The sequence below is a fragment of the Parafrankia elaeagni genome, assembly GCF_000374165.1.
GTDB lineage: Bacteria > Actinomycetota > Actinomycetes > Frankiales > Frankiaceae > Parafrankia > Parafrankia elaeagni.
In genome coordinates, this window is sequence record NZ_KB893733.1 from 17,293 (window position 1) to 30,555 (window position 13,263).

The 13,263-nt window shown below is 72.8% G+C and carries 9 protein-coding genes; 1 reads left to right on the plus strand and 8 read right to left on the minus strand.

The features are described 5' to 3' along the window. Positions 1-98: 98 nt before the first annotated feature. From gltB to trpC, 5 genes are all read right to left on the minus strand, one after another. Positions 99-4,691 (minus strand): glutamate synthase large subunit, encoded by a 4,593-nt coding sequence (gltB, locus tag B207_RS0118975; protein ID WP_018638163.1) that lies wholly within the window; start codon positions 4,689-4,691, stop codon positions 99-101. Between the two features lie 405 nt (positions 4,692-5,096). Continuing rightward, complete coding sequence (gene lgt / locus B207_RS0118980) at positions 5,097-6,287, minus strand: prolipoprotein diacylglyceryl transferase (protein WP_084692214.1); 1,191 nt, start codon at positions 6,285-6,287, stop codon at positions 5,097-5,099. 35 nt (positions 6,288-6,322) lie between these two features. Further along, positions 6,323-7,246: a tryptophan synthase subunit alpha gene (trpA, locus tag B207_RS0118985; RefSeq protein ID WP_407671433.1), complete on the minus strand. Its 924-nt coding sequence runs from the start codon at positions 7,244-7,246 to the stop codon at positions 6,323-6,325. A gap of 82 nt (positions 7,247-7,328) precedes the next feature. Beyond that, on the minus strand, positions 7,329-8,648 hold the full coding sequence (trpB, locus tag B207_RS0118990) for a tryptophan synthase subunit beta (RefSeq protein WP_407671434.1): 1,320 nt from the start codon (positions 8,646-8,648) through the stop codon (positions 7,329-7,331). A 105-nt stretch (positions 8,649-8,753) separates the two neighbouring features. Then, a complete protein-coding gene (gene trpC / locus B207_RS0118995; RefSeq protein WP_026311218.1) occupies positions 8,754-9,560 on the minus strand; it encodes an indole-3-glycerol phosphate synthase TrpC in 807 nt (268 codons plus the stop codon). A gap of 682 nt (positions 9,561-10,242) precedes the next feature. On the opposite strand from trpC, the gene B207_RS0119000 reads away from it, so the two are divergent. After that, positions 10,243-10,578 (plus strand): hypothetical protein, encoded by a 336-nt coding sequence (locus B207_RS0119000; RefSeq protein ID WP_018638168.1) that lies wholly within the window; start codon positions 10,243-10,245, stop codon positions 10,576-10,578. Here B207_RS0119000 and B207_RS0119005 read toward each other — a convergent pair whose 3' ends face one another. From B207_RS0119005 to hisI, 3 genes are read right to left on the minus strand one after another with little or no spacing between them, the layout of a single operon-like run. Continuing rightward, positions 10,579-11,226 (minus strand): Trp biosynthesis-associated membrane protein, encoded by a 648-nt coding sequence (locus B207_RS0119005; RefSeq protein ID WP_018638169.1) that lies wholly within the window; start codon positions 11,224-11,226, stop codon positions 10,579-10,581. Next, complete coding sequence (locus tag B207_RS0119010) at positions 11,223-12,833, minus strand: anthranilate synthase component I (protein WP_018638170.1); 1,611 nt, start codon at positions 12,831-12,833, stop codon at positions 11,223-11,225. The genes B207_RS0119005 and B207_RS0119010 overlap by 4 nt, the downstream gene beginning before the upstream one ends. Beyond that, positions 12,830-13,252, minus strand: coding sequence for a phosphoribosyl-AMP cyclohydrolase (gene hisI, locus B207_RS0119015; RefSeq protein WP_018638171.1), 423 nt, complete (start codon positions 13,250-13,252; stop codon positions 12,830-12,832). The genes B207_RS0119010 and hisI overlap by 4 nt, the downstream gene beginning before the upstream one ends. Positions 13,253-13,263: the final 11 nt, after the last annotated feature.

Here is a 13,263-nt window from a genome sequence, read left to right on the forward strand (position 1 = left end):
GCCGTTCTGGTCAGTCCTGGTCGTGTCTCGTCTGGCTGGTCGGGCTGTCCGTCCTGAGTGGACAGCCCGACCATCGGTCGGTGCCCGCGGCGACCGGGTCAGATCCGGGCCGAGGCCATGATCTCCTCGTCGACCGACAGACCCTGCTCCTCGGCCCGCCGCCTCGCCGCGAGCACCCGCTTGAAGTCCCGCGGCATGACCTTGACGAAGTGGTCCTGCTCGGTCGCCCACTTCGCGATCAGGCGCGCCGCGACCGCGGACCCGGTCTCCCGGTAGTGCTTCTCCACGATGCCGCGCAGCGCGGCGAGATCGTCCTCGGCGAGCGGGTCGACGTCCACCATCTCGGTGTTGATCCGCTGCCGCACCGGCTTGTACAGGTAGGCGACGCCGCCGCTCATGCCGGCGGCGAAGTTGCGCCCGATCGACCCGAGGACGACCACGACCCCGCCGGTCATGTACTCGCACCCGTGGTCACCGACGCCCTCGACGACGGCGACGGCGCCGGAGTTGCGCACGCAGAAACGCTCCCCGACGATCCCGCGGAAGTAGGCCTCACCGGCGGTCGCGCCGTAGAGCAGCACGTTGCCGGCGACGGTGTTCTCCTCCGCCCGCAGCGGCGACTCCTTCGGCGGGAAGACGATGATCCGCCCGCCGGACAGCCCCTTGCCGGCGTAGTCGTTGACGTCGCCCTCCAGGGTGAGGGTCATCCCGCGGGGGACGAACGCGCCGAAGCTCTGCCCCGCCGACCCGGTGAAGCGCAGCGAGATCGTGTCGTCGGGCAGACCGGCCGCGCCGTACCTCTTCGTGACCTCGTAGCCCAGCATCGTGCCGACCGTCCGGTTGACGTTGCGGATCGGCATCTCCAGCCAGACCGGCCGGCCCTCCTCGATCGCGCCCTCGCAGAGCTGGATCAGCGAGTTGTCCAGGGCCTTGTCCAGCCCGTGGTCCTGGCTGGCGGTGCAGTGCAGCGCCCCCCCGAACGGCCGCTCCGGGATGTGCAGCAGCGGCGTGATGTCGAGCCCGGACGCCTTCCAGTGGTCGATGGCCGCACGGGCGTCAAGCAGGTCGACCCGCCCGACCGCCTCGGCGATGCTGCGCAGCCCCAGGGCGGCCAGGTACTCGCGCACCTCCTCGGCGATGAAGGTGAAGAACGCCTCGACGAACTCGGGGCGCCCGGTGAACCGGGCGCGCAGCTCCGGATTCTGGGTCGCCACGCCGACCGGACAGGTGTCGAGGTGACAGACCCGCATCATCACGCAGCCGGCGACGACCAGCGGCGCGGTGGCGAACCCGAACTCCTCGGCGCCCAGCAGGGCCCCGATCAGCACGTCCCGCCCGGTCTTCATCTGGCCGTCGACCTGCACGACGATGCGGTCCCGCAGGCCGTTGAGCAGCAGCGTCTGCTGGGTCTCGGCCAGCCCCAGCTCCCAGGGGGCGCCGGCGTGCTTGAGCGAGGTCAGCGGGGAGGCGCCGGTGCCGCCGTCATGCCCGGAGATCAGCACGACGTCCGCGTGGGCCTTCGAGACGCCCGCCGCGACCGTGCCGACCCCGACCTCGGCGACCAGCTTGACGTGCACCCGCGCCTTCGGGTTGGCGTTCTTCAGGTCGTGGATGAGCTGGGCGAGGTCCTCGATCGAGTAGATGTCGTGGTGCGGCGGCGGGGAGATCAGACCGACACCCGGGGTGGAGTGGCGGGTCTTCGCGATCCACGGGTAGACCTTGTGCCCGGGGAGCTGGCCACCCTCCCCCGGCTTCGCGCCCTGCGCCATCTTGATCTGGATGTCGTCGGCGTTCGCCAGGTACTCGCTGGTCACCCCGAACCGGCCGCTGGCGACCTGCTTGACCGCCGAGCGGCGCAGGTCGCCGTTCTCGTCGGGGGTGAAGCGGCGGGCGTCCTCGCCGCCCTCGCCCGTGTTCGACTTGCCGCCCAGGCGGTTCATCGCGATCGCCAGCGTCTCGTGCGCCTCGGCGCTGATCGAGCCGTACGACATCGCGCCGGTGGCGAACCGTTTCACGATCTCCGACACCGGCTCGACCTGGTCGATCGGGATCGGGCCGCGCCCGGTCTCGCGCAGCTCGAACAGCCCACGCAGGGTCGCGTTCTGCCGGGCCAGGTCGTCGACCATGCCGGTGTACTCGCGGAACAGGTCGTACTGGCGGCTGCGGGTGGCGTGCTGGAGCAGGAAGACCGTCTCCGGGTTGAACAGGTGCAGCTCGCCCTCACGCCGCCACTGGTACTCGCCGCCGACCTCCAGGTTGCGGTGCGCGAGCTCGGACGGGACCGCCGGGTAGGCGCGCCGGTGCCGGGCCGCGACCTCCTCGGCGATGATGTCGATGCCGACGCCGTCCAGCCGGGTCGGGGTGCCGGCGAAGTACTGGTCGACCAGCTCCTGGGACAGCCCGATGGCCTCGAAGACCTGGGCGCCGGTGTAGCTCGCCACGGTCGAGATGCCCATCTTGGACATCACCTTGAGCAGGCCCTTGCCCAGAGCCTTGATCATGTTCTTCTCGGCCTGCTCACGCTCGATGCCGGTGAGCTCGCCGCAGGCCAGCAGGTCGTCGATCGACTCGAAGGCCAGGTACGGGTTGACCGCCGCGGCGCCGAACCCGGTGAGCAGGGCGATGTGGTGCACCTCGCGGGCGTCGCCGCACTCGACGATGAGACCGACCTTGGTCCGGGTCTTCTCCCGGATCAGGTGGTGGTGCACCGCCGCGGTCAGCAGCAGCGACGGGATCGGCGCCTTGTGCTCGTCGGAGTCGCGGTCGGACAGGACCACGATGCGGGCACCGTCGGCGATCGCCTCGCTGACTCCGGCGCAGATCTCCGCCAGCCGCGCGGCCAGCGCGGCACCGCCGCCCGTGACGTCGTAGAGACCACGTACGGTCACCGACGCGAAGCCGGGCATGTCACCGTCGTCGTTGATGCCGACGATCCGCGCGAGCTGGGTGTTGCTGATCACCGGGAACGGCAGGTGGACCATGCGCGCCGACGCGGGCGACGGCGCGAGCAGGTTCCCCTCCGGGCCCAGGGTGCGCGCCAGGCTGGTGACCAGCTCCTCCCGGATCGCGTCCAGCGGCGGGTTGGTCACCTGGGCGAACAGCTGGGTGAAGTAGTCGAACAGCAGCCGCGGCCGGTTGGAGAGCACGGCGACCGGCGTGTCGGTGCCCATCGAGCCGATCGGCTCCAGGCCCAGGCGCGCCATCGGACTGATGATGATCCGCAGCTCCTCCTCGGTGTACCCGAAGACCTGCTGGCGGCGCATGACAGACGAGTGCCCGTACAGGACGTGCTCCCGCTCGGGCAGATCGTCCAGCGAGATGACGCCGGCGTGCAGCCACTCCTCGTACGGTGCGGCGTGGGCCAGCTCCGACTTGATCTCGTCGTCACTGACGATCCGGCCCTTGCCGGTGTCGACGAGGAACATCCGGCCCGGCTGCAGGCGTCCCTTGCGCACCACCCGGTGCGGCGGGATGTCCAGCACGCCCACCTCGGAGGCCATCACGACCAGCCCGTCGTCGGTCACCCAGTACCGGGACGGGCGCAGGCCGTTGCGGTCCAGCACCGCGCCGATGACCGTGCCGTCGGTGAACGCGATGGACGCCGGGCCGTCCCACGGCTCCATGAGCGCGGAGTGGAACCGGTAGAAGGCCCGGCGGGCCGGGTCCATCTCCTCGTGGTTCTCCCAGGCCTCCGGGATCATCATCAGCACGGCGTGCGGCAGCGACCGCCCGCCCAGATGCAGCAGCTCCAGGACCTCGTCGAAGCTGGCCGAGTCGCTGGCGCCGTCCGCGCAGATCGGGAACAGCCGGGACAGGTCGCCGGGGATGAGGTCGCTGGCCAGCAGCGCCTCGCGCGCCCGCATCCAGTTCCGGTTGCCGCGCACCGTGTTGATCTCGCCGTTGTGGGCGATCAGCCGGTACGGGTGGGCCAGCGGCCAGCTCGGGAACGTGTTGGTGGAGAACCGGCTGTGCACGAGCGCGATGGCGCTGGCGAACCGCGGATCGTCCAGGTCCGGGAAGTAGGCGGACAGCTGGTGGGTCGTCAGCATGCCCTTGTAGACGATGGTGCGCGACGACAGCGAGGGCATGTACACGCCGGTCTCACGGCGCACCCGCTTGCGCACGCAGAACGCGCGGCGCTCCAGATCCATCACGTCGAAGTCGGTGCCGCTGCCGGCCGCGCCCCCGCCCTCCGCGCCGGCACCCGCGGCGGCCTCGGCCGCGGCGGCGCCGACCGGGACACCGGGCCGGGTGAGGAAGATCTGCCGCATCCACGGCTCCACCTCCCGGGCGGCGTGGCCGACCAGGTGCCCGACGGTCGGGACGTCGCGCCACCCGAGAAGGCGCAGGCCCTCCTGGCGGACGATGCGGCTGATCGTCCGGACCGCGTCGTCGCGCTGGCCCGCCACCTGCGGGAGGAACACGGTGCCGACGGCGTATCGCCCGGGTGCGGGCAGCGCGAACTCCACGACGTCGCGGAAGAACCCGTCCGGGACCTGGACGAGGATTCCCGCGCCGTCACCGGTGTCGGGGTCGCTGCCGGACGCACCACGGTGATCAAGATTGCGCAGTACCGTCAGCCCCTGATCGACCAGCTCATGGCTGCGCCGGCCGTGCACATCGACAACGAAGCCGACGCCACAGGCGTCGTGTTCGAACGTGGGGTCGTACAGACCTTGCGCAGTCGACATCCGGAGGTGTCCTGTCCATCTTCAGGGGCCGATGGGGGCGGACGACGCTGTCCGGAGGGCGGCACGACTTCGATGACGGGCTGGTCGTCAGCTCCGCGCCTCTCTCGAGTGTGCCATGTGTGCGCCCCATCCGCCGTGATCGCTCATGTCCGCCAGGTCACAGGGATATTTCGGCAGATTTCCTGGACGATCAACGAACCTCCGGTAGAAGGCCCGCCAGGCGAAACATGTCACAGGAACGCAACATTCTCGTCACCGAGAGCACCATCTGGGGGCAGAGCATCCCGAAGTGGGCGGGGAGCGTGAGGATATCCTGCCCATCCGCAGTGTACGGATCCAGTTTGCCGTAGATCCGCCGCCAGCCCGCCCGATCTTCGCTGTGGACGTCCGGCGGAAGCCCGGGGCCTAGCGCCCGTCCTGCGCCGCCGGGCCGGCCGGCTCGGCAGCCCGGTCGCCTGGCCGCTCCTCGTCGCTCGAGGCGGTGGCGCCGCCAGCACCCGTGTCCGCGACGGCGGTCGCACCGGACCCACCCGCCGGCGAGCCGGTCACGACCGAGGTCGCGGTGGACGCCGGAGCGGTGGACGCCGGGCCGCCGGTAGGCGGCGTGACGGTCTTCGGCGTGGTGGTAGGTGGCGTGGTCCCTGGTGCGGGGTCGGCGGTGCCCGCCGGCGCGGTCTCCGCCCCGGCGGTGTCGGCGGCGGCGTCCTCGGTGGAGCCGGTGTCGGAACTGTCGGTGCCGCCCGCCTGCTGCCCACCGGTGCGCCTGGCGCCTCCCGCCACGGCCGGGGACGTCCAGCCGATGTCCGGATCGACGGGACGGCGGATCAGGGCGAGGACCAGCAGCGCGATCAGGAAGACCACGATCGAGACCCAGATGTTCACCCGGAGCCCGAGGACCTTCTCGGCGGTGTCGATCCGCAGCGCCTCGATCCACAACCGGCCGGTCGTGTACAGCGCCACGTACAGGAAGAACAGCCGCCCGCGGCCCAGCCGCCACCGGCGGTCGACCAGCAGCAGCAGCCCGGCGATGGCCAGGTTCCACAGCGACTCGTAGAGGAAGGTCGGGTGGTAGGTCTCGACCCCCGGGATCATCTGGTGGGCCGGGTCGATGCGGACCGCCCACGGCAGGTCCGTCGCCCGGCCGTACAGCTCCTGGTTGAACCAGTTGCCCCACCGGCCGATCGCCTGGGCGAGGGCCAGCCCGGGGGCCATCGCGTCCGCGAACAGGCCGAACGGGACGTCCATGCGCCGGCAGGCGAGCCACGCGCCGAGCGCTCCACCCGCGACGGCCCCCCAGATCGCCAGACCGCCGTTCCAGACCTCGAAGACCGCGAGGGGGTCGCCGTCCTCGCCGAAGTAGGCGTCGGGGCTGCTGATGACGTGGTAGATCCGCGCGCCGACGATGCCGAACGGGACCGCCCAGTACGCGACCTCGCTGGCGACCACGGGGTCCACTCCGCGGGCCCGCAGCCGCCGGGCGGTCACGACGACCGCCACGATGATCCCGACGACGATCATCAGGGCGTAGGCGCGCAACGGGACGGGTCCCAGATGCACGACCCCTCGGGATGGGCTGGGGATAGCTGCGAGCACCACGAGCGTCAGGCTATCCCCGTCCCTGTCCGCGCCTGTCAGGCGGATGCCGCGCGCACGCCGGCGGCGAGCTCCGCCGCGAGTCGGGTGACCGCGTCGACACCACCCCCGCCGCCTTCGCCTTCGCCGTCACCGGTGGCGAGGGCGCGGACGAGCGCGGAACCCACGATCACGCCGTCGGCGAAGCCGGCGACCTCCGCGGCCTGTGCCCCGGTGCTCACGCCCAGGCCGACAGCCACCGGCAGGGTCGTCACCTCGCGTACCCGGGTGACGAGGTCACCGGCCCGGGCCCCGACCGCCGCCCGGGCACCGGTGACGCCCATCGTCGACGCCGCGTAGACAAAGCCGCGGCTGTGCGACGTGACCAGGCGCAGTCGCTGCGGAGTCGAGCTCGGCGCGACCAGGAAGACGGGGTCGATCGCGTGGGTGGCGCAGGCCGCGAGCCAGGGGCCGGCCTCCTCCGGCGGCAGGTCGGGCGTGATCGCCCCGGCCCCTCCGGCCGACGCCAGGTCGGCGGCGAACGCCTCCAGGCCGTACCTCTCCACCGGGTTCCAGTAGGTCATGACCACGGTGGGGGCGCCCGTGTCGGCGACCGCCTCGACCGTGCGCAGCACGTCACGGGTGGTGACGCCGCCGCGCAGCGCCACGTCCGCGGCGTCCTGGATGACCGGGCCGTCCATGGTCGGGTCCGAGTAGGGCAGGCCGACCTCGACGAGGTCCACGCCTGCCGCGACCATCGCCCGCATCGCGGCGATGCCCCGCTCCACGGTCGGGAACCCGGCGGGGAGGTAGCCCACCAGGACAGCCCGCCCCTGTGCCCGGGCCGCCGCGAAGACCTCGTCCAGCGGGCTGCGCCCGGCCCGGGCCGCCTCCCGCCCGGCCGGGACCGGCCGGGCCGCCGCTGCCGGGCCGCCGGCAGGCTGCCCCTGGGCCGGCTGGTCGTGTGCCAACTGACTGCGCACCGTGGGTCCGTTCCTCGTCGTGATGATCGGGCGGGGGTGATCGGGCGGAGGTGGGGGCACCCGGGTCGGGGCCCCCACCCGGCTAGCCGGCGTCCGGGTCCAGCAGGTCGAACCAGCGGGCGGCGGTGTCGACGTCCTTGTCGCCGCGGCCGGAGCAGTTGACCAGGACGACGCCGTCGGGGCCGAGCTCGCGGGCCACCTCGAACGCGCCGGCGAAGGCGTGGGCGCTCTCGATCGCGACGAGGATGCCCTCGGTGCGCGCCACCAGCGCCAGCGCCTCCATCGCGGCCGCGTCGTCGACCACCCGGTAGCTGGCGCGGCCGGTCTCGTGCAGCAGCGCGTGCTCGGGGCCGATGCCGGGATAGTCGAGCCCGGCCGAGATCGAGTGCGAGACCTGGGTCTGCCCGTCGGCGTCCTGCAGCAGGAAGGTCCGCATGCCGTGCAGCACTCCGGGCGCCCCGCCGGCGATCGCGGCCGCGTGCCGGCCGCTGGCCACTCCGTCGCCACCGGCCTCACAGCCGATCAGCGCCACCTCGGCGTCCGGGATGAAGCGGTGGAAGACACCCATGGCGTTGGACCCCCCGCCGACGCAGGCGACGACCGCGTCAGGGAGCCGACCGAGCAGGTCGAGGGTCTGCTGGCGGGCCTCGACGCCGATGATGCGCTGGAAGTCCCGCACCATCATCGGGAAGGGGTGGGGCCCCATGACCGACCCGATGCAGTAGTGGGTCGAGTCGACCGTGGCCACCCAGTCGCGCATGGCCTCGTTGATGGCGTCCTTCAGGGTGCGGCTGCCCGACGCGACGGCGACGACCTCCGCGCCGAGCAGGCGCATCCGGGCCACGTTGAGGGCCTGCCGGCGGGTGTCCTCCTCGCCCATGTAGACGACGCACTCCAGCCCCAGCAGGGCGCAGGCGGTCGCCGTGGCCACCCCGTGCTGGCCGGCGCCCGTCTCGGCGATGACGCGCGTCTTGCCCATCCGGCGGGTGAGCAGGCACTGGCCGAGCACATTGTTGATCTTGTGTGAGCCGGTGTGCGCGAGGTCCTCCCGCTTGAGCAGGATGCGTGCGCCACCGATCCGCTCGGTCAGCCGGGCCGCCGAGGTCAGCGGGGTCGGCCGACCGGCGTAGGACGCCAGCAGGCCGTCGAGCTCGGCGGTGAACGCCGGGTCGACCCGGGCGGCCTCGTAGGCGGCCGAGAGCTCGTCGAGGGCGGCGAACAGCGCCTCCGGCACGAACCGGCCGCCGAACCGGCCGAAGTGGCCGGACGTGTCCGGCACCGCCTGCCAGCTCTCGGCGGCTCGGGCGGGCGACCAGTCTCCGGCGGCACCCGCGGCATGCTGGTCGGCCGCGTCGGCGGCGCGGGAGGAGTCGGCGAACGTTCCGGTGGGTCGAGCTGTCACGGCCCCGACTGTACCGGCGCCCACCCCCACCGAGGTGGCGTGCGCCACCAGCCGGGCGGCCGGGGGCGCACTCCGCCGGCCGGTCGGCCGGCGGGCACCCGTGACTCAGTGAGCGATGCGGGTGGCCGGATGGGTTCCGGCGGTCACCAGGTCGGCGACGAACTGGCGCGGGTCCCCGCCCGTCACGGCGGCCTCCCCGACAAGGACGGCATCCGCACCGGCACCCGCGAAGTGGAGCAGGTCGTGCGGCCCGCGCACACCGGACTCCGCCACCTTCAGCACGCCGGACGGAACCATCGGGGCGAGGCGCCCGAAGGTGTCCCGGTCGACCTCGAGCGTCCGCAGGTTGCGGGCGTTGATCCCGATCAGCCGGGCACCCGCGTCCAGCGCCCGCACCATCTCGGCCTCGTCGTGCACCTCGATCAGCGCGGTCATGCCGAGCGACTCGATCCGCTCCAGCAGGCCGATCAGCCGAGGCTGGTCGAGCGCGGCCACGATCAGCAGGACCATGTCCGCACCGTGGGCCCGCGCCTCGAGCACCTGGTACGGAGAGACCACGAAGTCCTTGCGCAGCACCGGTATGTCGACCGCGACCCGGACAGCGTCCAGGTCTGCGAGCGAACCACCGAAGCGCCGCCGTTCCGTGAGGACGCTCACCGCCGCCGCACCCGCCTGCTCATAGAGCGAGGCGAGCCCGGCCGGGTCGCTGATCGTCGCCAGCGCACCCTTCGACGGCGAGCGGCGCTTGATCTCCGCGATCACCGATACCCGGGGTGCACGCAGCACCGCCAGCGCGTCCCGTGCATCCGGTACGCGTTCCACTCGTTGCTTGAGAGCTGCCAGGGACGTTGCTCGCTCGCGTTCGGCCAGATCTGCTCTGACCCCGTCGAGGATCTCGTCGAGAGCGTTCATCGCCCCGCGCTCGCGCCACTCACGGCCATGCCGCCGATGGTAGGGCAGGCACGCGGTGCTGGCCCGCCGCCCCCGCCCATGGCGCCACCCGGTCACCACCCGTTGTTGTTCTCGTGTTGATCCGAACGATGTGCAGGCTCCTGACATTGACGTCGAGGCCAGACAGAACAGACGTATCCCCCGACAGGTGACAGACCGGGTTACTTCCGTAGTCGTGGGCCCGTTGCTAGTACCACCCGCAGCGACCGTGCGGACACGCCCCGAAACGGGCACCGATCGGCCGCCCGACACGCCTGCGACCCCATTGCGTTGACGGCCCGCACCCGGCCCGTATCATCGAACACACGTTCGAAGACAAGTGCTACCGGGAGGCGTGATGAGGGAACTGGCCGACGTGCCGCGGAGCGACCAGCCGACGGGCCAGGATGCCGCCGTCCCGGCATCAGGGTCAGATCCGGCCGGTCCGGCGTCGTGGGGCGGCGGGTCCGCGGAGCCCCTGGCGGGGTGGGCCACGGCCGCCTCACGGGTCGCTCGGCGCGCCGGCGCCCCTCGCGGAGGCTCCTACGGGCGGCCCGGTCCGAGCGGGCCGGAAGGTGGTATGGAGGAGAGGACGGAACGGAATGCACGATCATCGCCGTACCCGCCGGGCGGGCCGCCGCGCGGCCTCGCGCCCCGGGTTCCGGTGGGTGTCACGGCTGCCGAGCCCTCGGGCGCGCCAGCGCCCGGCGCAGCGGCCACCACGGCCCCCGGCCCGGTGGCGGGCCCCGCGAAGGCTGCCGGCAGCCCGGCGGACCACACCCGGATCAGGGCCCGGCTCGAGGAGCTCGACCAGCGCATCGCCCGGATCGACGTGCTCATCGGTCTGATCGAGGCGGACGTCGAGCGCAACCGTCTGCTGCTCGACGCGGTCGGGGCGGTCGGCGGCTACCAGCCACGCCGGTTCCCGGCGCCGCGGGTCGCGGGTGGGCCGGGCCCGGGGTCCCCGCTCCGCCCGGGCGGAGCGGAGGTTCCCCGATGATCAGGTGGGGTCCTGGCCCCGCTCGATGGCATCCCAGGCGTCGACGGGTGCGGCTACACGGGCCTGGTAACGGCCGGACATGGCCGGCCAGGTCCCGGCGCGGGCGACGACGATCGCGCCCGTGACCGCCAGCACGAGCCCGCCCAGCACCGCGAACCACGGCCCGGCACCGCTCGACAGCCCGAGGATGGCCGGTTCCCCCACGGGCACCACGGCCTGGACCTCGTCCGTGCCGCGAACTGCCCCCTCAGGGTCGAGAGCGATGCCACCGGCGGTCAGCACGATGCCGAGACCGGCGAGCACGACCAGCACGCCGACCACGATCCGCCCCAGGCGCCGGGTGGCGATGATCGCCACGGTCCCGGCGAGACCCAGCAGTGCCAGCCCGGTGACGGCCGGCGCCAGGGACCCGCCTGACCAGCTGACGGGCAACGGCGCCGCCACCACCTCGTTTCCCGCTCCGGTCGCCGCCTGCACCCGGGCGGAGACCCAGGTGGAGCCGGCGCTGAACAGGACGGCGGCGGAACCGAGCAGGCAGGCGACGACGGCGAGTGCCCGCTCCCGGCGGGCACGCCGGCCCGGCCCGGAGATCGGGGCCGGGCCGGGTGGTGTCGCGCCGGCGGGCGACGACCCGGCGGGGGGTGTCATACCGGCGGGCGGAGGGACTCCGCCACCTCGACCGCGCGGAGCACCGCGGCGGCCTTGGTCCGGCTCTCCAGGTCCTCCGACGCGGGCACGGAGTCCGCGACGATTCCCGCGCCGGCCTGCACGTAGGCCATGCCGGACCGCAGCACCGCGGTGCGGATGGCGATGGCGGTGTCCAGGTCACCGCCGAAGTCGAGATAGCCGACCACACCCCCGTAGAGGCCCCGCCGTGTCGGTTCGAGCTCGTCGATGATCTCCATCGCCCGCACCTTGGGCGCACCGGACAGGGTGCCCGCGGGGAAGGTCGCCGCGAGCACGTCGATGGCGCTGCGGTCGGGCTCGACCTGCCCGATCACCGTGGAGACGATGTGCATGATGTGCGAGAACCGCTCGACCGCGGCGAACTCGACCACCCGTACCGAGCCGGGAACGCAGACCCGCCCCAGGTCGTTGCGGACCAGATCGACCAGCATGACGTGCTCGGATCGTTCCTTGGGATCGGCGAGCAGCTGGGCGGCCAGTTCGGCGTCGCGTTCCGGGGTGCCGCCGCGCGGCCGGCTGCCGGCGATCGGGTGCAGCAGTGCCCGCCGGCCCGTGACCTTGACGTGCGCCTCCGGCGAGGAGCCCACCACGTCGTGATCGGCGAACCTCAGCAGGTACATGTACGGGCTGGGGTTGGAGGCGCGCAGCACCCGGTAGACGTCGAGCGCGTCCGCGGTGGTGGGGCGCTCGAACCGCTGGGAGATGACGATCTGGAAGCACTCCCCGGCCCGGATCTCCTCGATGGACCGCTCGACGGCGCGGTGGAACCCGCCGGGTTCGGTGGCCGAGACGAAGTCGCGGACACCCGTGACCGCCCCCGTGGTGGTCGCGACGGTCGGCTCGCTCCACTTGCCGAGATCTGCCGTCATCACCTCGATGCGGTGCACCGCGTCGTCATAGGCCGCGTCGAGCTCGGCCCGCCGGGTGGCGGCCTGCCGGGTGGCGGCCTGCCGCCCCGTCCGCGGGTCGCCCGGTTGGCTGTCGCCCGGCTCCGGCGGCGGATCCGCGGCGCCCCGCGGGCGGGTGGCGCCGGTGAAGACGTTCGCGACCAGCTGGCAGGAGCCGTCGGTGTGGTCGAGGACGGCGAGGTCCGTCGTCAGCAGCATCCTCAGCTCGGGGATGCCGAGGTCGTCGGCAGCGTTGGCGGGCAGCCGCTCGATGCGCCGGACGATGTCGTAGGACAGGTAGCCGACCAGCCCGCCGAGCAGGGGCGGGGTGCCCTCCGGGCGCGGCGAGCAGAGCTGGCGCTCCACCGCGCGCAGAACCTCGAGCGGGTCGCCCCCCTCGGGAACGCCGGGCGGCGGGGCGCCGTCGACCCACACGGCCTGGCCGTCACGCTCGGTGAGAGTGGCCGCGGCCCGGACGCCGACGAACGAGTACCGCGACCACATGCCGCCGTGCTCGGCGGACTCCAGCAGGAAGGTTCCCGGGCCGCCGGCCAGCTTGCGGTAGACCCCGACCGGGGTCTCCCCGTCGGCGAGCAGGCGCCGGGACACCGCCACGACGGCCTGCCGGGCCGCGAGCTCGTGGAACTCCTCCCGACTCGGGATGATCTCGCCGGTCGTCATCGAGTCGCTCCCGTCGTCGGCACGGGCGCCTGGCTCGCGGTCGGCGCCGTGTCGGCCCGCTCGGGGCCGAGCGGGAGCTCTCGGCCGGTGAAGCAGGTCCGCTCCCCGGTGTGGCAGGCGGGGCCGGTCTGGTCCACCCGGACGAGCACGGTGTCGCCGTCGCAGTCGAGCGCGACCGAACGCACCTGTTGGACGTGCCCACTGGTGTCGCCCTTGACCCAGTACTCGGAACGGCTCCGGCTCCAGTAGGTGGCGCGGCCGGTGGTGAGCGTGCGGTGCAGCGCCTCGTCGTCCATCCAGCCGACCATGAGGACCTCCCCGGTGTCGTGCTGCTGGGCGACGGCCGGGAACAGGCCGGCGCTGTCGCGTTTGAGCCGGCGGGCGATGGTGGGATCCAGACGGGAGGCGCGTGCGGTCACCCGCCCATTCT

What these genes read in the sequence shown, in the direction of transcription:
- gltB (WP_018638163.1), bottom strand. Translation starts at nt 4,691, where the DNA reads ATGTCGACTGCGCAAGGTCTGTACGACCCCACGTTCGAACACGACGCC.
- trpC (WP_026311218.1), bottom strand. Translation starts at nt 9,560, where the DNA reads ATGAACGCTCTCGACGAGATCCTCGACGGGGTCAGAGCAGATCTGGCC.
- B207_RS0119005 (WP_018638169.1), bottom strand. Translation starts at nt 11,226, where the DNA reads ATGACACCCCCCGCCGGGTCGTCGCCCGCCGGCGCGACACCACCCGGC.
- B207_RS0119010 (WP_018638170.1), bottom strand. Translation starts at nt 12,833, where the DNA reads ATGACGACCGGCGAGATCATCCCGAGTCGGGAGGAGTTCCACGAGCTC.